The sequence below is a fragment of the Oleidesulfovibrio vietnamensis genome (assembly GCF_055388115.1).
Genome location: NZ_AP042419.1, coordinates 1,209,784 through 1,229,480 on the forward strand (window position 1 = coordinate 1,209,784; position 19,697 = coordinate 1,229,480).

Sequence of the window (19,697 nt, forward strand, 5' to 3'; positions counted from 1 at the left end):
TTGTCATCCACCCAGCAGGGCCTGGCGCATGTGCTGCACCATCATCTCTCGCACTTCCTTGACGTCTTCCCCGGACAGGCCGAGGTAGGTACGCTCAGGTATCGTTACCTGATCAACCTGGGCAAAGCCGCCACCCGGCAACGGGAACTTGAGCTTGCCTTTCTTGCCCCTGATGGTTCCCCCGCGCTGATGGATGGCCGCATATTTCATGCTGGTGCCGATCGTGACCTTGGCCGGACTGGCTGCGTACCCTATGGATTTTTTGAGAGTTCCCTTGTCCGTCAGGGTAACGCCGCCTTCGTTCCCGGCCCGGAGTGATGGCTCCCATTTGGAACCGTCCGGGCGCTCCTGATCTTCAAAACGTTGGTGCGTACTGGAAACGAGCGCCTCGCCGATAGCCTCGGCCAGCTGCTGGGTGCGCTGGGCATGCGATATGCCCGCATCCACGGCCCGCATCAGGCCGTCCATGGGCATGGAGAAGGATGCACCAGCCATCAGCGCCACCCCTTGAGGTTCAGTGTTGCCGGACGCGTCACCACGGCCAGGGTGCCGTTGGCCCCTGTCGAAGGTTCCAGCCCCAGCTCATCCAGCCCCAGCTCCAGCTTGTCATCCCGGATCAGAGCCAAGTCCTTGCGGGCCTGCTTATAGAGATCCTGCAGCACCAGCAGCTTGTTGCCTGCGTTGGTGTCGTCCTTCACCGCCGTTATGCCGCCGATAGCTTCATACGCCGCCATGACAGCCGCCATGCGCTTGATGGTTTCAGGCACTGTGACGAGAGGCAGCACGTAATGACGGCGAAGGGCATCGTCGATGGCACCACACACGCTGGCGATCTTTCGTCCCACGATGCCGGGCGTTACCTTGTCTGCCGCATCCAGATACGCGGCAGGAATGTAGTCGTGCAGGTCGTCTCGTTCGCAGTACATGCTTGTTCCGGGCGTTTTGAACTAGTTTTGAACTAGTGTTACAGGTTCGACTCGGCCCGACATCCAGAGGGCCTTGTTCAGGCCCTCTGGAGCGGTCTTCGCACAGTGGGGGATTACGCGAGGACGGTGGCCTTGACCGTGGCCTCGGGGGCGACAGCCGGCAGCGGCTTGGATTCGCCGACCAGCAGGATGCCGGAAGGGTTGTCCCGCTTGATGGGCTTGATGAACATGGGCATGGCGTGCAGGTTGGCGTCCAGATCGTCCACGGGGCCGTAGAAGAAGGCCGTATTGCCGGTGGCAATCATGCGGACTTCCTTGTCGGCCAGCTTTGGCTTGGTGGTCTTGGTGGACGGGTCATAGTAGGTTTCGGCCATCTTGCGGATGGTGTGACCACCAAGCGAGATGGAGCCGTCCTTTTCCACCAGAACGGGAATTTTGGGCTTGTCGGTGGCCTCAATGAGCTTGAGCACCGTGGAAAAAGCCAGTCTCCCGGCAAACGTGATCTTGGAACCGCCATACCCGGCCTTGTCGAGGTCCGTGGCCATGTCTTCCAACAATTCGTACACAATCATGAGACTCGCATCGGCATGGTCCCATTTCTCAGCGGCTGCCAAGGCATGATCGAGCGGAGCTCCGTAATCCACCTGATACGTGGTGAAAGAGCCGTTGGACTGCAGCAGAGGATAAGCAATCCGGCCATCGAAGGCGGCCTGAGCGCAGAGAACTTCCGACGTGAGGCGGGCCGCCCTTCGCAGAGCCAGCTGCTTGCGATTGGACCACTGCTCCAGCGTGGTGGGGCTGGCGATCTTGAGGTTGTTAAGATCCACGGCGCTCAGCTCGTCATGGATACGCACCGGCAGGGGTTCGATGTAGGAGGTCTCAGTATCTTCGCCACGCAAGGGAATGGACGCACTGCCACGGCGCACAACCGGCACGGCACCTACAACCTGCTTGATGTCGGAGACAGGAATGACGGGGGATTCATAGTTCGCCCGCACGTCCGCCGGGAACAGCAGGTCCATGACCGTAGTGGTCAGAGGCGGAGCGGCCTCGAACCGCCTGGCGATACGAGCTGCGGTAAAATACGGCTTCAGATCAAACATGGGCTACACACTCTCCTCAGCGTAGATGTGGCGCTCTTCGAGTTTGACGAGGGTTGCGGCATCCGGTGCAGCGCCGCCGGACACGGTGAGCAGGTCGGCGCGGACGCGGCCCAGCACGCACAGGGAGATGCCGGGGTCGGTACCTGCCGCATTGCAGGTGGCCACGCCTTTGACAGTCTGCGCGGGGTCAGCCGCAGGGTCATAGATGACGGCTTTTCCCGCATCCAAAGCGACGACTGCGCCCATGGGGATGACGGCAGCGGCCTGCTTGGGGTATTCGCGTTCAATGTGCGGACCGGTACCGGTCGTGACACTGACGACCGTGTGGCTGGTACGCATGACTGCATCATGTACACTCATGGTTTATTCCCCTAGAACTTGGCGGCAAGGCCGCTGGTGTTGACGGTTTCTTCACCGCCGGGCTTCTGATCGGGCGAAGAAAATTCAAACAGCCCGTGGGCCTGGCGCCCTTCAAGCCAGTTGAAGAAGTGATCTTCAACGGTTTTCTTTCCTTCGCCCTCGCTGAAGCAGATTTCATCGCCGGGCTTGCCGCCAAGGCGCTCTGCAAACGCGAGGATGCGGTCTTTTTCCGCGGGCAGCACTTTGCCATCCTTGATCAGGGCATCAACCTTGGCCGTGCGGGCCTCTTTGGCCTTTGCCGCCTGTGCCTCGGCGAAGCTCTTTTCTGCCGCTTCCCTGGCCTTGTTGGCATCGGCTGCGGACTTGTCGGCATCGGCCTTTTCCTTTTCCAGCCGGGCGTTGTCCGCCTTCAGTTTTTCAATGAGTTCCTTGTCGCCCATTGTGTTCTCCGTGCCGGTGATACCCGGCTGGTTTGGTGCCGGTTGCCCCGGCGTCTCCGAAAAGTCGAAGTGAATCTCAGTTGTGTCTTCCCCGGAGCCGAGGTTGATATCGCCCAAGCCTTTGATAGCTGGCGGGGTCGCTCCGAGCAGGCCGACATGCCGGAGGGTTCCATCCGGGTAGAGACTCATGCTGACCTTTTTATAGTGGCCATTATCCACGGCTTTCTTCAGGCTGTCGGGAACCTGGGCAAACTGTGCCAATAAATATTCCCCTTCACGTTTGAGACGATTCACCCACCCGAAAGCCGGGCCGTTGTTCGCAGGATGGCCCAGCACCAGCGGGGCTTCGTGGTCCTTGGGGTTATAGGCGGCCACGACTTTGTCGAAGTCTGCCTCCGTCAGTTGCACCTGCTGGCCGGACATGGCGGTATGCAGGCCGGTGCGGCCTATCTTGGTCCATTTCATGGCGTTTCTCCTTGGGGGTTGGTTGACTCGCCGGAATGGCGGGCGTATTCTATAAGCAGATAGTTCATGCGGCGTACCCTGAACCTCGTCCGGGTGAGGGTAGAAGCAAGGGTGTCGCAGGCTCGGAAGCCCGGTTCTTCCGGGCCATTGTTTTTTTAGGGCTCGCGATACAGCAGCGCTCCCTGCCGCTGGCGCTCCATGTATTTGAGCATGGCAGCTTCGTTGCCGAGCTTGGGGGTAAAGGTGGTGGCTCCCTGCCATTCACGGCCCCGCACCAGATTGAACACGGCAAAGCCCCCAATCCTGGCTTCCTCCTCATCCCGGAACAGCCTGATCAGCCGCAACACCGGCATAGGCTTTCCTGCCACCTCCGCTGGCACCTGCCAGACCTCCCACGGTTCTTTGACAGTTCTGGCCAACAGCTTCAGATATTGCTCACGGCCACTCTTCAGCACTTTCCAACCGCCTGTTTTCTTGTCGATAAACAATCCCTTGCCGATAACGACGGGGATACCGCCCGGAATCGTATGCACAGCGCTGGCATTGATATCGGCAAGGTTGAACTCTTTGAGGAAGGCAGCCACATACTCTTCCGCCTTCAGGCCCCCGGGCAGAATGTCCTTTGCCGTAACCGGCAGGATGTGGCGCTTGGCCAATGAGGCCAGTGGCGGCCTGCACGGGGCACCGGCTTGTGGATCGGCAAAGGATGTGCCGCCGGTGCGGCAAAGCGTGGGAAGAGGCAGGTCTTTGATCTTGGCGTCCAGTTCCGAAGGTGCGAGTCCATGTAACCAGTCTTGCCCCACGTTTCCCGCAAAGCCAGCATCGGGCACCGGGCGACGGGCCGGAAGACGATTGCCTGTGCGCGGGTCCACCGGCTCAATGAGGTCCGGCATATCCTTCTGGATTTCCACACCGCTTTGCTTGGCCTGCCGCTCAGAAAGCGTTTGCACTGTGCAGCGGCAGGCGAAGCCGTTGGGTGGATAATAGGTGCTCCAGAATTTATGATCGTGGGGATAGACAAGCCCATGCAGCGCCAAATGATCCGGGCGGGTGCGTTTGTCGGCCACGGCCACATAGCGCCAGTAGGGACGCAAAGCCGTGGTACGCTGCATCTGTGCATAACGCCCGGCCATGTAGGCGCTCTGTACGTTGGTGCGGTAGATGTTCTCCAGCCGCCAGCGCGGCAGCCTGGCTCCCTCCAGTACGGCGTCCATACGCCCCTTGAAGTCTTTGAGAGTTTCCCCGTTGGCCATGGCTTCATGGACAGCCTGTTGCACGGCGGCTATCTGGTCCTGCCGGGACAGCCCCGACACGGCGAAGGCACGTGCGCGGGCCTGCCCGGAAAGGTTCTTGAACACCTCCGGGGTGACGGACACCTTGTCCTGCCAATAGGCAAGGGCCTCTTTGGGGGGCAGCGCTACAGGCTCAACGGTCATCGGACTTGCTCTGCATGGCGTAACGGCCGAAGAGGTCCGCATTGGTCAACAGGTCGCCCATGAAAGCGGCTTGCTCATCCTCGTCCATGGACTTGCCGAGCAGCTCCGCCAGCATGAGCTGCAAGTCCTCCCACGATTCTGCGGCCTGCAGCACAGTCTTGACCTCGGCCATGAATTTCTCATTTCGCTTGGCAGCTTCCGGCAGGCTCGTTTTCACGAAGGCATCTAAAGCTTGTTGATACGGGTCCGGATTGCCTGCCGTATCGTGCTCGGCAAAGTTCGTGTCTCCGGCTGCAGTGGCGTTGGGTTCTTTGTGATTCGGCGCGTCTTCTGGTTCGCCATCCAGCTCGAACTCATCTTCCGTGAGATCATAGGTCCTCACGAAATAGGTTTTCTTGAACCGCACACCGAGATTCTTCAGCTTGGTGTCCAATTCAGCCTGCGCGGCGTAGTCATCAGGTTCCACGTAACCGAAGAGAGGCGCAAATTCGCCCGCCGCGTTGACCTGCATATAGGCCCACGCGATATTGTTCATGGCGGTTTCCACCATGAGAGCGTCAGCATCAGAATAATCGCCAAGTAGTTGGTAATGGGTCTGCGTGGCCGCGTTGGAGTGCCCGTTCCCCACATCGCTGGTCAGGGTCTGCCCCTTGATCACCTTGTTGATGGATTTGTCCCAGTGGGTGATGAATTCAAGGTGCTGGGAACCACCCTTGGCAGAAAACTCCACGGCTTCCACCTTGGCCCCGTTTGGCACGACGGCAACAGCGTCCTGCACCATGGCGGCAAGGTCGGCGGCCATGCGGTTGATCTCAGGCTGTGTGGCACCGGCGCGGGCGGTGCCGAGCAGCCACGGCTGCCCGTATTTCTCCGTGAACCGGCACCAGAATTCGATGCCGCCACGCTTGAAGGCCACAGGCCAGAGGCAACGGGACAGGAGACGCAGCCCATACGGATTCTTGTAGGTGGGAAAATGGCGGGCCAGCACAAACTTATACGGGTGCACCGGCCGGGCCTGCGTAAAGAACTCACCCCGGAACATGAGCCGGTTGTCATCATCGAAGGCAAACCACTCCACCGGTTTTGGGTCAGCCGCGACCAGGCGAAGCCGTCCACCATCCGGGACAAACACAAGTTCTATGGGCGTCATGCCGAAGTACGGCGCATCGAGAATGCCACTGATCAGCACATCCATGTCCAATTGCTCAAAGTCCCGGACAATATCGTCGCACAGCCGTTCGGCCTGTGCAGTGGGCTCCTCCCCATTGGCGGCCCCCGGAGAAAAACGATACTCGCGGCGGTTCAAGGTCTTGAGCTTGCGGGACTGAATAGCCTGTGTGACCTCATCATCGGCCATAAGGTCTTCCAATACGTGAACGCTGTCCCCACGTTTACGGAGCACCGGATCAGGGTCCGGCAGCCAGCCCAATGCTGCACCAAGATCAAAACCGCCAAGGGCATTGCGGCGGGTGGCGAGTTGCTCTCCCAGTGCAGCGCGATCGGCGGCGCTGGAAAAATCAATCACGGACCCATCAGGTCCGTACAATACGGGTGTCTTCATGTAATCCTCGTTAGTATCCGTGCGTCATTCTGCGGGCCATTCCACCACCAGCGGTTGCACAGGCCCACTCCTCACCGGCTTCGATGCTGTTGCAGGCATACAGGGCCAAAGCCAGTGCCACAGCGCTGTCGCAGTGACGTTGCCCATCTTTGCCCTTGATGCTGGCCTCCGGCGGGCGTGCAATGCCCTTGAACACCTTGATGCCGCGTAAATCGTCCAGCACTCCGGCATCCTTGGGTAGCAGTATGGTGCGGTCTTCCAGCCGGGCCTTGAGCGGGGGCATGTGCTCCCGGTACCAGCCCTGTGACAGCATCACCTCTTGGATCAGCTCCGGGCCGTACCGCTGCCGGGCGTATTCCGCGAGGGCCTGCCCGTTGCCGCGTGCGTCCAGCGCCCCACCGGAAAAGCGCGGCAGGCGGTCTACAAAGTAGGCCAGCATCTGTTCCTGTGTGCGGTACGGGGCGTTGCGGAGTTCCAGCAGGAACGGTGTAACGAGGGAAAGGTTCTCCAGTTCGAGAAGCGGAACATCGACGGTCAGGTCACCGGAACGGCCGAAGTCTTCACCGAAGAAATGACGGCACCCAACATATTCACGGTGGAGCTTATCCAGCAGGGGGCGGAGTTCGCCTTCGCACCAGTCCTGCACCTCGCGGTAGGCCCGGTCCAGTGGCCAGTCCACGAAGTTCGCCGTGGGAGGAGACCAACGCAGCACGGGGATCTCGGCACTCATGCAAGGTTCAATAAGGTTGCGGCTTAGCCAATTGCCGCTTGAGCGGCTGGGGACGCAGAAGAGTTCCTCGTCCGCGCCATCGCCATAATCGGCAATAAGCTTCTGCCGCCATCGGATCTCCGCTTCCACGCTCCACGTCAGGCCTTTGGCCGAGCAGATGGCTTTGTACAGCCCTTCGGCCAACGCATCATCAAGGTCGGTGCGGTGCAGAGAGTACTCCCGTTTTCCCGCCCTGATATCCTGAATATATTGGTTGAACTCGGAATCTTCGCCGTTGTGTGTGGAGATTACGGCCACGTCGCCGCCCCACATGGTGAGCGCGATGGCGGCCTTGAGCAGTTCGCCGAGGTCCTCTACGAACGCGGCTTCGTCTATCCGCACCCGGCCCTGCTTGGAGCGCAGGTTTGAAGGATTGGACGAAAGGCCTTGCACCACATGACCGGAAGCGAACCGGACCTGATAAATGGTGACGTCCTTGTCCTCATCCGCCAGCACGATTTCTTCCAGTTCTCCGGCAACAAGGTTGAACTTCTTGGCCCAGCCCGCCACATCGGCCACATACTGCCTGGTCATGTCTTTGTTGTAGGAGAGGTAGTATGTGGACATACCGCCATCATCCTTGACCTTGGAGGCAACAAGGGCGCTGTCCGCGGCATCGCCCCACGAGGCGCCGATACGGCGGGATTTCTCCCAGAATTTGACCGGGGCGCGGTCGTTGATCCAACGCTTCTGGTACGGCAGCAGCTTGGCCATCAGATGATCCCCCTACAATATCTCGCGGATACGGGCTTCCAGATCAGCGGAGAGCCCCTTGGTCTTGGTGGTATCTTCCGCGGGCCTGGCTGCAGCTTCCATCTCTGTCACCAGCTTCAGTGCCTTTTGCACGTCGGCTACGGCCTTGAAGTCAATATCCTCCGGCGAGGCAAGCAGCATGGCCAGCTTGGTTTCAATGGCTTCACGCAGGGCTTTGACGGCGTCTCCGGCGGTGCGGATGGGGCGTTTTTCACTTCGGGTGGCAGCTTCCAGAGCCTTGCCCGCGCGTTCCGCTTCGGCCTGTCGCATGGCCAGAGATTCCAGCGAGGCCACGGCAAAGCCGGTTTGGGCATCTTTCGAATCGATCAACTTCTTCAGCATGACCGACCGGGCCATGATGGTGTCCGCACGAAGTTCCGCCTCGGCCTGTGCGATACGGTCCCGCTTTTTGCGCCAGCCGTACTTCTCTGACCACCGCTTGAGCGTAGATTCGGCGACACCGACTTCCTTGGCGACCTCCCGGTAAGACAAGCGGGCCACGCAGTAGAGTTCCTGCGACTTCCAGACTGTTTCCGGCTGATGTTCACGCCCGCGTTGAATGGTGCCCATGGTACTAGCCCCGGCTCATGTTGGGACGCTTGACACCCGGCGCGGTGGCGCGGCACTTGGCCACGTCTTCGCCTCTGGCGGTAAGGGTGGCCACAAGGCAGGAATCTCCATCCAGCGTTACAAGGCCTTGTTCAGCAAGCCACGCCAGTTCTGTACGCATTTTGTCCCTGCTGGGGGCGAAACCGTATTCACCCACGGCATCAGCAATTAGGCTTTCGTTAGAGCGCATGGCAGGCGATTCATCCAGCAAGCGCAAAATGGTGATGCGCAGATGTTCCGTTACATGTTCCGAATAACTCACTTGCTTCCTCCATTAAGCAGATAACTTTCCTGCCGCTCCAGAACGCGGTCCAGTTTGTCCACAACACGCTCCACACCACCAAGTTTTTCATTGGTGGCGCGGACATCACCGCGTAGCCCTTCGATGGCCAGCGCGAGATTATGCAGGGCCTTGCTGTCCGGCGCGCAATCCAGCTTTTCTTCATTGGCCTTCACGCGGCTTCGCAGCTCTATGACATCCTTACGCAGGGACCAGATTTCTTTGATCAGCCACATGGCCAGGGGGACGAATAGAATTTGAGCGAGACGTAGCAGGAAATTGAGAAGGTCCCAGTTGATTTCCATCAGCGGCCTCCACGTCGCAGCTTGGCGAGCTTGTCCATAAGCCCTTCGGGCTGCATTCCCGCTTCTGCCATTTTTTCAGCAGTGCGCTGCCCCGTGTACGAGCGGAACATGGCGGCGAAGGTAGTGCCTATGGTGCCGATGAGCCAGCAGACCACATACGTTATGACGTCTGCACTGGCGGGAGTCAGGCCACCCCATACGCAGGCCGCTACCACAAGCGGAACGGCGATAAAGCACAGGAGCAGAAAACCCCATGCATAGATGCGAAGCAGCTTGGGACGTGTCTGGCGGACGTACTCGTCCTGTGAGGCAAGTTCCGCCTTGGCAAGCCCCCGGCCTCCCTCAATGTCGGAGAGTTCGATTTCCGCCATGCGCTCCTTATGGCGCTGGCCAGCAAGTTCCAGCCGGGTACGTTGCTCAGGGGTAAGAGGCTGTGCTCCGGCCTCGTCCAGACCATCGGAGACCATGGAGAGGCCGTCCTTGATCTTCTTGCCGGTGTCACCGCCGACAGCTTCGGCAATGTCACCAACGGTATCGATCAGGCTGACAACCTGCCCGACACCCGGAATAAGCTTGAGCAGATTTTTACCAATGTTGAGGAGTCCCATACGCTACCCCCTCAATGCCTGTTCCCGCAGTTCCGTCACGGAATGCAGGCCATTCGTAGTCAGGTTCTGCTGGCCGTTGTGCCAGATGGTGAGCTCCTGTCGACGCGGCATAGTGTCAGGACCGGGGGAAGCGATGTGTACCCAGCGGTTATGCTCGTTGATCAGCTGCTTGTAGCCAAGGTTCTGGCTGCTGATGAACCGCGCCACATCAAGAGGACTGCGACCGGGAACGATAATGTCCGCCGCAAGGCCGGTGAGGTGATCGGAGGAGGGGGAACCGCCAATGTGGTCATTGAGCCACTTAGGCCGGTAGCCGCTGGAAATGGTGATAGGCCCCAGCGCTTCCCGTATGGGCTGCAGCAGGGTCAGGCAAAGGAACCGAAGATTGTTGAAAACCGTGGAGCCGAGCTCCACTTCGATGGGGTGGCCAAACCGCTCAGCGGTCTGACTCCGGGTGAATTCGTCGAGGAAGAAATTGGGGGACAAAGAAATACGCTGCATGACATCCTCCATAAGAGTGTGATGTCATGCAGCGTATAGGGGATTTAGTTAGTAGTCGGGAAATGAGGACAGAGGTGTCAGAAAGGCTAGTTTTCATCCTTTAAACGGATCAAGTTGAACACCGTTTTTTGTTGCTCATAAGGAATTTGCAGTTTGCTGATGGTTTCATTGGGTACATATTGGTCTGCAAAGAACCGCTCAACGGCAGAAGGATAGACACCAAGATCATCCGACATCTCTTGTAGAGTTAGTGTGCCGTCTAGAACATCAATGGCTTGCCGGAATAATAATGGGTAGCTTTTCGAAAATTCATCTTTTTCAGTCGTACGTTCATTGCGTTTCCCGAGATCAATCATCCCCCACCTAAAGCTAGATTCGGAGATAATATTTAATTGTCTAGCTCTAAAAAGTGCAGCTTGTTTTGAAATCCTCCAACGTTTTTTTAAGTCCGAGAAAATTTCATAATTCCATCTGGAACTACATTCTCTTGAAAATGACTTTGCCGGAGCTAAAAAAGCACTTGCAAACCTGTGTGCGGCATTTTCCGTTTCAGAATCACCTGTTTCTATCCCGTCGTGCATGACGAGATGAGCGAGTTCGTGAGCAAGGTCAAAATTTAGTCTGCTTGCGGGCACATTCATTGACAGAAAAATGTAAGGCCTCTCATTCAACCAGAAACTAAAAGCATCTATTCCACCGGTATCTCCAGGAAGAAGAACAATAAAAATACCTTTGGCTTCAAGGATGTTTAGAAGGTTGTGTATTGGACCATCCCCCATCCCCCAATGCCTTCTAACGTCATTAGCGATTTGTTCAACTTTATGAGGTAGACGTTCATCGTCACCCCTAGGCACATTGACTTCAGGAAATAGCACTCCTTGTCGTTCAAAAAAGGAGAAAAAACTACTTGCTTCTATCCCGTATCTATAGCCCTCTCGTCTTAACGCCTGAGATACATTTCTTTTTGCTCTAAAGTGGCAATCCTCTATTCCCACGCCATGATGCTCCTGCTTTGCAAAAAAGGCCGGAGGCACCCCAAGAGCAAGAGCAAGAGCATTAAATGTTGCGAGCTCTGGCTTGACTCCACCAGATTCATACTGCGTCAACGCACTTGGAGTCTTACCAACTTGCTCGGCAAGGGCTTTTTTTGTTAAACCGCGTAACTCACGAGCGTGCGTAAGCCTCGCGGGATTAAAATTCTGCAAATAAACATGTGCTGGTAGTGACGACTTATTCATTCTTCTTTATCCTAACAATAGGCACTTCTCTTGTTGTGTCTGGAAGCTCGTCTTCTACTGGCGCTTCGTTCGCTGTGCTTGGGACCTCGTATCCTGCGTCTTCCACATGCATCGCTCCGATAGGAGCTACAGCATAGACATTGGCGAGGTCTATTTCATTGGGGGTACGAAGGACTTCCAGTGTGGTTGCCATGCATACCTGTGCATGATCCCAAAGCATATCGATTGTAACACTGCCAAGCCCCAGCGCAAGCGACACATCATATCCAATGTTTAGACATGTTGAGTGTCTTTCGCAAAAAAACTTATCTAACCCAGTAAGAAGTAGTATGCGTTCTTCTTTTGCCGACTTACCGTTGGGTATTCTTGTTTCAGGGTGAACTTTTAGTACTCTAAAGGAATAGGTTGTTCCATCGTACTCCGTTGAAATGATAATATCATTTGAATATGTACTTAGTTTCCAATTATGCCCAGCAAGTTTTTTAAGCCTTTCTGCTAAATTACCCCACAAAACCGTACCCAATACATACATACTGTTGTAACGATCTCGGTGGTATGTTTCTAAGGCGAAATCAACAGCGGCCTCAATCTCGGGCAAAACTGTCCTTTTGATAAGGTCGACAACACACCGGGGAACATCTGGGACGTGCGATCTGTCCTTAAATTCAACCTGTGTCAAGATGCTTCGTGGCATTTAAAACCTCGCTACGCATTTTATTTTTAACTACCATGCTCTTTTTGGGGATGAATGTCAAGTTTGACTCATTTTTATGAAAAAAAATTAAGCTGTCACAATTCTACGCGCTGCATCTCCTCCCTCACGCTCTCCGCAGTCACTCGCACCGGTTGCCGAACATGCCGAACCAACACCCCCTCATCAACTAGCCTACGCACTGTGCGTTCTGAGACATTCAGGCAGTACGCTGCTTCATCAATACGCAACAGGGCCTTGGCCGCGACAAGTTCTTCGGGAGTGAGCGAGAAATCTTTATTTGTGGACGGCGATACTGTCACCAACGGCACCTGAAAGCCCGTGGGGGCCTTAGGAGTGCAACGCCTGTTGCAACCGAGACAATGCAGGATAGGCCAGCGGCAAATCCAATAGGCCCGCGAGGCATCCTTGCAGCCAAGCTGTTCGTAAACCTGCGAATCAATCTCTCCGGCGTACTGACGGAACCCATCGTCAAACATCTTTTTGAGCGTTCTGCACAGGGTTGCATTCATGCTGCACCTCATGTGTGGTTTGAAATAGCGGCGGCCACGGCGCGGGCCAGCGCTCTAAAAAGCGTTTCGCATCTACGGCATCCCTGATTAGTGACGGTACACCTTGCGCATGCTGTCTCCCGTATTGCCTGACAGGCCCGTTCCTCAAGACTGACTTCGCCCCGCAAGGCTGCTCGTATTCGTTCCAGCTGGCACTCTGTGTTGCCGGGGTAGCAGCCTTTGAGCACCATGTAGACCGTGGATCGATTGAGCTCTCCATGGGCTTTGCAGAACCGGTGTACGGTGCGATACCGGGAAGTGATTTCCTGAGCGAGCTCCAGCGGTTCTGTATCCTGCATCATGCGTTATCCGGGTCAATTCCAGCCTTTCGGCAACGGTTCTGCAGGTCCTTGGTGATGGTCTGTAACTGCGCCTGGTCTTGCACCCACACAAGACTGTCCAGACCGAATTGTTTACGCATGCGAGTGTCGATTCCTTTCAGGCTCCACCCCAGAGCCTTCCAGAGTACGAGGATGTAGCGCTTCTGGTTTGCATAAGGGACGTTGTCGGGAATGACATAAAAATTATCGCCATTCTGCCGGGGCTGCCCGGGGTTGGTTTTTCCCTTGCTGGAAAACTGCGCTCCGAGTTCTTCCATGTGACGGATCAGGCGATAGCGCTGTTTGGCATCCAAATCCGCCGCGCTGGAGACCCCGAACATGTTATTCAACATGCCCCGGTAAGCCACATCATCCTTATGCAATCCCAACAGGCGCTTACCGAGCTGGATTTTTCTGATTTCGGCTATGCGGCTCATTGTTTCTCCTTGTTGAGGATAACTTCACATTGCTCTACAGGCATCATGACATCGCCCCGGCCATAAATACGTACCTGTACATACCAGCGGCCATCCCAGCCACGCCAAGGGTCTGTCTTGGTAAAGACACGCTGGCAGGTTAAGGGATCAGCGGGAACGCGGCGGACGCGTACGAGTGTACCTTTAGGAAGGGTGGGTTCCGGCATGTCGAAAGGTTCTCCGGTGATAGCGCTGGCAATCAATGCCCCAAGTTGCTTCGGAGGCATATAACGAGCCGTGCCCATTACCTTATCGAGCCAGCAGCGATTGTACCGTATGCGAAAGCAACCTGCCGGACCGTCCCACTGCTCCGCGGGGAAAAGCTCGTATTTCGCTTCCGTTTTTGCGTCGGTTTTGACGCAAATTGCATGAGTAAATTTGCGATGTTCTGCCATTTCGGTGTTTCTCATTTAGCTTGGCTGCTCATCAGGTCCGACGCGCCACCGCCGGACGACCGCCTCCGCTCCCGCACGGAGGACGGTTTCGCATCACTGACTTTGGTCAGTTCAGGGCCTCTTTCAACGTTTTGCCGGGACTGAACTTCACACCGGTACTGGCCGGAATTTCGACAGGCTCTCCTGTCTTAGGGTTACGGCCTATCCGGGCGGTCCGGCGGGTGACCTTGAATGCCCCGAAGCCGGTGAGCCTGACAGGGTCGCCTCCTGCCAGCTCACCGGTAATAACGTCGAGGGTAGCGCTGATCACGTCTGCGACGGCTTTATGGGTTGCCTTAATGCCATTGAGTGCAAGCACTTCAACCACAGCCATTTCGAGTTCTGCCTTTGTCATGTTGTCTTTCCTTGGAGGGTTAAAATCCGAGATGAAAGTCCGGTCGCCGTATGGTCTGGACTTCCGCCTCGGCGTAGTCAGCCGGCACGCTGAACTTAGGGCCAAGTCCGGTCATGACCCAGTCCGGGTTCAGGTGATATTTGCGCAGCAGGGTCAGGAGCCAGCGGGGCGGGATATCGCCGGAACGCTTGGCGATGCTTACGCTAGCCTGGTTGATGCCGAGCTCCTTCGACAGCTGCGTCTGCGTCACAATGCCCAATTCAGCCATAATCCGCTCAAATGCCGCAGTCATACAGCCTCCTTACGCAGCCTGCGTATCAAGATCCTGCTTGTGGATTTCATAGAAGAAATCATCTTTGACCTGCCGCACCATGCCTACGGTTGCCAGGCGCTCATCCGGCCAGTCGTGCATAGCCTGCTTATTGAGGCTTTCCTTAGTCTGAATGGCGTCGCTAAAACCATAATTTCTGCATCGTTCCAGCACCATCTCCACAGTCACCTTGCGCTCGGTTTTCAGGCTGGTGGACTGACGAAAACCGATAGTGCCGAAGCCGAGATCCATGGACTTGCGCTTGGCGAAAAGGTCACCCTTATGATGCTGGGCAAAGACCGCCAACGCATTGCCGAGTTCGTTGCGCCGCGCGATCCATTCGGCGCTGGCCTCCTTAGCCCGTGTTCGGGCGTTATCAATAACTTCGTTCATCTGGTTCTCAATGGTGGAGATTGTCCGTTCCAGTTCGGCAATCTCTGCCATTGCGCCTTCGGCTTGCTGCAGATCAATGATGATTACGGGGGCGGGTTTCTTCCGGGCCATTCTTCCTCCTACCGGACATGGATGACTTGCGTCGCCAGGGCGTCCACATCGGCCACGTAGTCCATTGCAATATTAATGTGTTCCACTCCAGCTTCGCGGTCGCCGCTTTGAATGGCTGCCTTGGCGGCTGCCAACTGGCTGAGCATGTCGCGGGCCAACGCACTTTCCAGTACGTATCCTCTGTTGTTTGTGGTACGGGCGGTTTCACTCATCGGATTCCTCCTGCCGCTCGAAGCGGGCCAGTATGTTTTTGCAGCACGCCACCACTGATTTTCGGACAGCGGGCTGGTATAAATCCCGAAGCATGAACAGGCTGACAAGCTCGTGCACCTGCTCTTTTTCGTTCTCAAAAGGATCGCGTAACTGACGGGGCGGTTGATAGGCGTGCACCTGATTACGGGCCTTTTCCGTCGCTCTGTACAATATGGTGTTACCGTTCCGTCCGCAGGTGCGCAGATACCCGTCGTTCTCAAGATGACGCATGTAGCGCAGCGCATGACTATATCCGGCTCCGGAAATCCTTGCTAAATCCTGTGTGCTGAAACCGGACTTGGCGGATTTTACGGCCCGCCACATACGGGTGATGAGTTCGCCACTCCTCGCCGGTGCGGCCTTGGCGTTATAGCGATACTGTCCGCGACCGACTCTGATGAGCTCCCCCGATGTCACAAGTGACACAGCGCGACGTCTGATCCGGTCCTTCGCCGGTTGATCTACCCCGCCCAGCGCCTGATACAGCATGATGTTGGAAAATACGGCTCCGCCCTTACCGAGGTTGCGGGCAGCTTCGCGCAAATCAGCCATTTTTCCACCGCTCATTGTTGCCTCCAGCTAGCCACCAGCTTGGAGACGCGAGCCACAAGTTCTGTGTTTATCTGTTGTATTCCGTGTGTCTTGGCCGTTAATTCGAGTTGGTGGATAAAGCTCCACACAAGACGGAAGTCGCCGTCAGCAAGGCGAACAATTTGTGAGCAGGCTTCCGGAGCAATATCCAGCCCGGCAGCTTCATCCCCCAAAATAGCGACGTCTTCCTCCGCAACAGGGCCAAACTCCACAACCTGCTTCACACGGCTCCAGATTCTCCGGCGGGTGCTGAGCAAACCGCGCAATTCCTGTTCGCCGATGAGCACCACTGTGGAACTTGTCAGGTCAAAGACGTCACGCAGGTCTTCTACGCGATCGACGTGCAGGCGGTCCGCCTCATCAACGAATAGTGTCTGCGGCATGCTATCCAGCGCCTCAATAATCTTAGCCTTGCAGGTTGCTGAAGACCGGGGGCGCAGGCCGCAGACTTGAAAACACAACTCCTGTAAAAAAGCGCACTGCGACCAGCCCTGCATGACCCGGAGAAAGATACCGCCGTTCATGGCGTGGTAATGACGCGCAGTTTCAGTTTTGCCCCGTCCGGCCTGCCCGAAAACAAGCGCGAAGCCCGGCTCACCGGAGAAGTCTTCCAGCGCTCTTACCTTCTGGCGGAAATCCATCACGTTGCGGGTTTCTATGAATACGTCTCGCCTCATGCCTGCTCCTTATGCGGTTGCCGGGTTGGCCCTGTTGCGGGCGTAATACTTGCGAAGCCGTTCATAGCGATGAGCGGCGTCTCTTTGAAAATCTTCAGTGCGTTCAATGGACTCCATCCATTCCTGATCAGACTCACGGAGGGTGAGACCATCTCGGACGGATACGTTGAAAAGGTATTCATACTTGTCCAGTTCGTTCACGATGTCGGGTTTTTGTGCTGGCGGAATATAGGTTGGAGCTGATTCCCGCTTGGTTTGCGCCTGCCGTTTGGCAGCCTCAATGCTGGTAATCTTGGATTGGGGCAATGTGCCCGTGGAAACGGCTTTGGGTTCGACCTGCTCTTCCTGCAGTGCACGCATGCGGTTGCGCTGGTCTGTCAGCGCGGCCTCAAGTACCCCCCGGGCTACCGATGAGGCTTCACGCTCCTGCAGTTTTTTCAGGCTGAGGGCTTCGCGCAAATCTGCGCTATGCTGTTCTGTACCCAGCAGGTCGGCGGCGGGATGAATACCCCGTACCTTGTGAGCTTCGCAGACGAAGTGCTTCCCGTCTTCGCTGTAGACCAGCAGGGAAGAAAGATCGCCGATATCGTAACGTACCTGCACAGCATGTGTGCGGCTGTAGAGTTCCGGCGCGTAATACCGTTCCCCAAAGATGCGGATGCCTTCGCGAGAAAGTTTGCGGACTTCTTTGGCCATCATTAGATGACGCAGTTTTGCTTCGTCCACGCCGGAGCCGCGCCCGGCCATAAAAACTTCTGCAGGGCATCTGCCGTTCAGATGGCCACGCTGGGGTCGGTTAATGTATTGGTCCACCCACCTGGCCACGGCAACGTGTGTCTCTTCCATGGTCAATGCCCGGCAACCGGATGCGTCCCACACCTTGCGGTGCAATAGCTCGCCTCGGTTAAGGCGCGGGGGCTTGGATTCAATATCGCGGCCAACATACGAAGGCACCCATTGTTCCAGATCGTGCAGGGTCCCGAAGAATCGCTCCACGGTCTTTGACTGCCCGTGGTAGGGCCATGCAAAAATGGTGTGAACGTTAAGCTCTTGAAACAGCCCCGCAATGCCGGTCTGGCGGAAATCTACCCCGTTGAAGTATTTGGAACGAAAGGCCCGCCCGTTATCCAGATAAGCGATGAGGGGGTATTTGCCGAGGGTGAGCACCGCACGACGAAAGGCGGAGGCGATAGCCTGCGTATTTTCCGTAGGCATAATCTCCCAGCCTACTGGGCAGTTGGAGGCCATGTCATACCAGAGAACAAGTTCCATGCGCTGGGGCTTGCCCGTCCATGGGTTCAACGTCTCAAAGTTCAACACGTGGCCGTCTGCAACGAGGATGTCGCCAACTTCAATAAGGCTGTAGTCCCGGTCGATGAAAAACGCGGCTTTGTCGTTCCAGGCTTTTTTGCCCTCGCGGGTGTACACCCATGTACCGAAGTTTGTAGCTTTCCACTGGTCGAGAAAACGGCGCATGGTGCGCTCTGCGGGGACCTCTAACCCCCGAGCTTTCATTGCCGCGGACGCCATGCGTATTGCTCCTGAGATGGAAGGGTGGTTAGGGCGCAGGACGGCCGAAAGTAACAACTCCGCGTGGGATTCCGTCATGGCCATACGTTCTGCATTTGCACCGCCGCGCCGGTCTACCAATGCGGCGGCCGACCCCTCTCGTTGTATTTGAACCTTCCAGCGCTCAATGCTTTTCCAGCTTACCTTGTCGCCGAGGACTTTCAGCAGAGCGGGCCATGCACCGCCCACATAAGCGAGAATGAACTTATCGCGTGCGGCGGATTTTGCTCCATGCGGCGATTTGTCGAGCCAGTCTGTATATAGGGCAACCAGATCGGCGCGGGCCAGCGCTTTGGACTTCTTTGATTCACTGACGGCGGCGGTTGCAAGAGTCAGTTTGGGAGCGCGGTCTAAAGCATCCAGCTGATCTTGTGCGCAGGCTGCAAGCAGCTTGGTACGCGTGGCCTCCGGCATGGATGATATGATCCACTCGTTGCCGCCACCGCGCCCGGCACGAGGGCGGGATTGCCAGCCCTCGCGTTCGGCGCGACGAGTTATCGTCATGACGGTGACGTTGAGGGCGATGGCAAGTTCCTTCGCCGTATATGCGTCTTTCGCCTTGGCCATGATGCCCTCTGTTACTCCCTTGCCTGCAGCCGCAGAAAAACTTGCTTTATCATCCAACCTGCATTGCGAATGTCGCGGGGGAAGGTGAGCTGAGCCGCTTCGCTCTCCACGCTAACAGTCTTAAATAAATAGTAAAACAGCATCGCGCCGTTCGCCAGGCAGAAGCCTATTGATGTTGCGTCTGATACAGTTTCAAAATCCATCATGCATTCTCCTGCTTCATATCCTCAGGCAAGCTGAGGTACTTTTCGGGACACCCCATATCTCGCAATTTCGCCAGCACTTCACGATCATTACGAGTGCCACGCACTGTTTCCTGTACCTGCTGTGGATACTTCCCGAGCTCCTTGGCAATCCGCAGCATGTTGGTGCCACGCAAGCTGAGAAACTTCCTGATTTCCCAAGGATCGCGGTACCGCCCTGCGGCGCGTCCGGCGTGAGCGTTGACGTTCATTAAATACCTGCCTCCAATTGCTTCTTACGCTTCCGGGCTTCACGCTCTTCAACACAGGCCCGTCCGTAATCTCTCATTGTCTTGTCTTCAGGAGTCATCAACTCCAGCCCCATTGCCGCCAACACGGGCCGCAATGGGGCCGGATCGTTGGTGACCATGCAGAAGGTAAGAACGGCCAAAAGGGTGGGAGGATGTTCCCGATCCGCAGGGTTCAGCCACTTTTCAAGCGTGGCGCTCGTGACGCTCTTGGCGTTCCCGGCGCTCAGCCGGACACCTGCGAATCGGGAAATTTCAGACATCCTGTCGGCAATCATCTCTCGCGAAAGAACCCGCTGCGCACCAGCCACACGATGCATGGCGGCGCGTACCTGCGGCAGCACCCCGGCAAGCAGGGCAGCAGCCTTCTCATCATTCGAGCTATGGAACAGGGAGAGTTGCTCAGCCTTCATCTTACCGTCCGAGGTCGTGGTCGTTGCCGTCCGAAATGAGGCGTTGACCTGGTTCGACGTGCGGCTGTAAAGTGTTGTTGAAATTGTGTGTGTTTTTTACAACCGCCCACGACTGTCTTTTA

The 19,697-nt window shown here is 56.6% G+C and carries 29 protein-coding genes and 1 other RNA gene; all 30 read right to left on the bottom strand.

Annotated features, from left to right (window positions below; all coding sequences use genetic code 11):
- Window positions 1–3: 3 nt before the first annotated feature.
- Window positions 4–495 (bottom strand): phage virion morphogenesis protein, encoded by a 492-nt coding sequence (locus ACZ5D1_RS05205; protein ID WP_011369096.1) that lies wholly within the window; start codon window positions 493–495, stop codon window positions 4–6.
- On the bottom strand, window positions 495–926 hold the full coding sequence (locus ACZ5D1_RS05210) for a DUF1320 domain-containing protein (RefSeq protein WP_011369095.1): 432 nt from the start codon (window positions 924–926) through the stop codon (window positions 495–497). Before ACZ5D1_RS05210 ends, ACZ5D1_RS05205 begins: the two co-directional genes overlap by 1 nt.
- 113 nt (window positions 927–1,039) lie before the next feature.
- Window positions 1,040–2,029 carry a major capsid protein gene (locus ACZ5D1_RS05215; RefSeq protein ID WP_011369094.1) on the bottom strand — a complete coding sequence of 330 codons (990 nt, stop codon included), beginning with the start codon at window positions 2,027–2,029 and terminating at the stop codon, window positions 1,040–1,042.
- 3 nt (window positions 2,030–2,032) lie between these two features.
- Window positions 2,033–2,389 (bottom strand): hypothetical protein, encoded by a 357-nt coding sequence (locus ACZ5D1_RS05220; protein WP_011369093.1) that lies wholly within the window; start codon window positions 2,387–2,389, stop codon window positions 2,033–2,035.
- A gap of 11 nt (window positions 2,390–2,400) precedes the next feature.
- Window positions 2,401–3,294, bottom strand: coding sequence for a hypothetical protein (locus tag ACZ5D1_RS05225; RefSeq protein WP_011369092.1), 894 nt, complete (start codon window positions 3,292–3,294; stop codon window positions 2,401–2,403).
- 155 nt (window positions 3,295–3,449) lie between these two features.
- Entirely contained in the window at window positions 3,450–4,730 is a 1,281-nt protein-coding gene (locus tag ACZ5D1_RS05230; RefSeq protein WP_011369091.1) for a PBECR2 nuclease fold domain-containing protein, read from the bottom strand.
- The gene (locus ACZ5D1_RS05235; RefSeq protein WP_011369090.1) at window positions 4,720–6,291 is read right to left on the bottom strand and encodes a phage portal protein family protein; all 1,572 of its coding nucleotides are present in this window, start codon (window positions 6,289–6,291) and stop codon (window positions 4,720–4,722) included. Before ACZ5D1_RS05235 ends, ACZ5D1_RS05230 begins: the two co-directional genes overlap by 11 nt.
- Window positions 6,292–6,301: 10 nt before the next feature.
- Entirely contained in the window at window positions 6,302–7,774 is a 1,473-nt protein-coding gene (locus ACZ5D1_RS05240; protein ID WP_011369089.1) for a hypothetical protein, read from the bottom strand.
- 12 nt (window positions 7,775–7,786) lie between these two features.
- Complete coding sequence (locus ACZ5D1_RS05245) at window positions 7,787–8,383, bottom strand: hypothetical protein (protein WP_011369088.1); 597 nt, start codon at window positions 8,381–8,383, stop codon at window positions 7,787–7,789.
- Between the two features lie 4 nt (window positions 8,384–8,387).
- Window positions 8,388–8,684, bottom strand: a complete 297-nt coding sequence (locus ACZ5D1_RS05250; protein WP_011369087.1) for a VpaChn25_0724 family phage protein — start codon at window positions 8,682–8,684, stop codon at window positions 8,388–8,390.
- Window positions 8,681–9,007 (bottom strand): DUF2730 family protein, encoded by a 327-nt coding sequence (locus ACZ5D1_RS05255; RefSeq protein WP_011369086.1) that lies wholly within the window; start codon window positions 9,005–9,007, stop codon window positions 8,681–8,683. Before ACZ5D1_RS05255 ends, ACZ5D1_RS05250 begins: the two co-directional genes overlap by 4 nt.
- Window positions 9,007–9,615 carry a 3TM-type holin gene (locus ACZ5D1_RS05260; protein ID WP_011369085.1) on the bottom strand — a complete coding sequence of 203 codons (609 nt, stop codon included), beginning with the start codon at window positions 9,613–9,615 and terminating at the stop codon, window positions 9,007–9,009. The genes ACZ5D1_RS05255 and ACZ5D1_RS05260 overlap by 1 nt, the downstream gene beginning before the upstream one ends.
- 3 nt (window positions 9,616–9,618) lie before the next feature.
- Window positions 9,619–10,116, bottom strand: coding sequence for a D-Ala-D-Ala carboxypeptidase family metallohydrolase (locus ACZ5D1_RS05265; RefSeq protein ID WP_011369084.1), 498 nt, complete (start codon window positions 10,114–10,116; stop codon window positions 9,619–9,621).
- 86 nt (window positions 10,117–10,202) lie between these two features.
- Entirely contained in the window at window positions 10,203–11,354 is a 1,152-nt protein-coding gene (locus ACZ5D1_RS05270) for a helix-turn-helix domain-containing protein (RefSeq protein WP_464556138.1), read from the bottom strand.
- Complete coding sequence (locus ACZ5D1_RS05275; protein WP_464556139.1) at window positions 11,347–12,033, bottom strand: hypothetical protein; 687 nt, start codon at window positions 12,031–12,033, stop codon at window positions 11,347–11,349. Before ACZ5D1_RS05275 ends, ACZ5D1_RS05270 begins: the two co-directional genes overlap by 8 nt.
- Window positions 12,034–12,143: 110 nt before the next feature.
- Window positions 12,144–12,578, bottom strand: coding sequence for a helix-turn-helix domain-containing protein (locus tag ACZ5D1_RS05280; RefSeq protein WP_464556141.1), 435 nt, complete (start codon window positions 12,576–12,578; stop codon window positions 12,144–12,146).
- A gap of 8 nt (window positions 12,579–12,586) precedes the next feature.
- Window positions 12,587–12,919 (bottom strand): hypothetical protein, encoded by a 333-nt coding sequence (locus ACZ5D1_RS05285; RefSeq protein WP_464556142.1) that lies wholly within the window; start codon window positions 12,917–12,919, stop codon window positions 12,587–12,589.
- Window positions 12,916–13,374, bottom strand: coding sequence for a regulatory protein GemA (locus ACZ5D1_RS05290; RefSeq protein ID WP_464556144.1), 459 nt, complete (start codon window positions 13,372–13,374; stop codon window positions 12,916–12,918). The genes ACZ5D1_RS05285 and ACZ5D1_RS05290 overlap by 4 nt, the downstream gene beginning before the upstream one ends.
- Window positions 13,371–13,823 (bottom strand): hypothetical protein, encoded by a 453-nt coding sequence (locus ACZ5D1_RS05295; RefSeq protein WP_049753897.1) that lies wholly within the window; start codon window positions 13,821–13,823, stop codon window positions 13,371–13,373. Before ACZ5D1_RS05295 ends, ACZ5D1_RS05290 begins: the two co-directional genes overlap by 4 nt.
- A gap of 3 nt (window positions 13,824–13,826) precedes the next feature.
- An RNA gene (locus tag ACZ5D1_RS05300) (hammerhead ribozyme type II) lies at window positions 13,827–13,902 on the bottom strand.
- 12 nt (window positions 13,903–13,914) lie between these two features.
- Entirely contained in the window at window positions 13,915–14,202 is a 288-nt protein-coding gene (locus tag ACZ5D1_RS05305; RefSeq protein ID WP_011369076.1) for an HU family DNA-binding protein, read from the bottom strand.
- Between the two features lie 19 nt (window positions 14,203–14,221).
- Window positions 14,222–14,494: a helix-turn-helix domain-containing protein gene (locus ACZ5D1_RS05310; RefSeq protein WP_011369075.1), complete on the bottom strand. Its 273-nt coding sequence runs from the start codon at window positions 14,492–14,494 to the stop codon at window positions 14,222–14,224.
- 9 nt (window positions 14,495–14,503) lie between these two features.
- Window positions 14,504–15,016 carry a host-nuclease inhibitor Gam family protein gene (locus ACZ5D1_RS05315; protein WP_011369074.1) on the bottom strand — a complete coding sequence of 171 codons (513 nt, stop codon included), beginning with the start codon at window positions 15,014–15,016 and terminating at the stop codon, window positions 14,504–14,506.
- Window positions 15,017–15,024: 8 nt separating this feature from the next.
- Window positions 15,025–15,228 carry a hypothetical protein gene (locus tag ACZ5D1_RS05320; protein ID WP_011369073.1) on the bottom strand — a complete coding sequence of 68 codons (204 nt, stop codon included), beginning with the start codon at window positions 15,226–15,228 and terminating at the stop codon, window positions 15,025–15,027.
- Window positions 15,221–15,835 (bottom strand): hypothetical protein, encoded by a 615-nt coding sequence (locus tag ACZ5D1_RS05325; RefSeq protein WP_011369072.1) that lies wholly within the window; start codon window positions 15,833–15,835, stop codon window positions 15,221–15,223. Before ACZ5D1_RS05325 ends, ACZ5D1_RS05320 begins: the two co-directional genes overlap by 8 nt.
- Window positions 15,832–16,536 carry an AAA family ATPase gene (locus tag ACZ5D1_RS05330; protein WP_011369071.1) on the bottom strand — a complete coding sequence of 235 codons (705 nt, stop codon included), beginning with the start codon at window positions 16,534–16,536 and terminating at the stop codon, window positions 15,832–15,834. The genes ACZ5D1_RS05325 and ACZ5D1_RS05330 overlap by 4 nt, the downstream gene beginning before the upstream one ends.
- Window positions 16,537–16,545: 9 nt before the next feature.
- Window positions 16,546–18,729, bottom strand: a complete 2,184-nt coding sequence (locus ACZ5D1_RS05335; protein ID WP_464556146.1) for a Mu transposase C-terminal domain-containing protein — start codon at window positions 18,727–18,729, stop codon at window positions 16,546–16,548.
- Entirely contained in the window at window positions 18,684–18,878 is a 195-nt protein-coding gene (locus ACZ5D1_RS05340; RefSeq protein ID WP_464556148.1) for a hypothetical protein, read from the bottom strand. The genes ACZ5D1_RS05335 and ACZ5D1_RS05340 overlap by 46 nt, the downstream gene beginning before the upstream one ends.
- On the bottom strand, window positions 18,875–19,126 hold the full coding sequence (locus ACZ5D1_RS05345) for a hypothetical protein (protein WP_011367240.1): 252 nt from the start codon (window positions 19,124–19,126) through the stop codon (window positions 18,875–18,877). The genes ACZ5D1_RS05340 and ACZ5D1_RS05345 overlap by 4 nt, the downstream gene beginning before the upstream one ends.
- Window positions 19,126–19,575 carry a hypothetical protein gene (locus ACZ5D1_RS05350; protein WP_011369068.1) on the bottom strand — a complete coding sequence of 150 codons (450 nt, stop codon included), beginning with the start codon at window positions 19,573–19,575 and terminating at the stop codon, window positions 19,126–19,128. Before ACZ5D1_RS05350 ends, ACZ5D1_RS05345 begins: the two co-directional genes overlap by 1 nt.
- Window positions 19,576–19,697 lie beyond the last annotated feature (122 nt).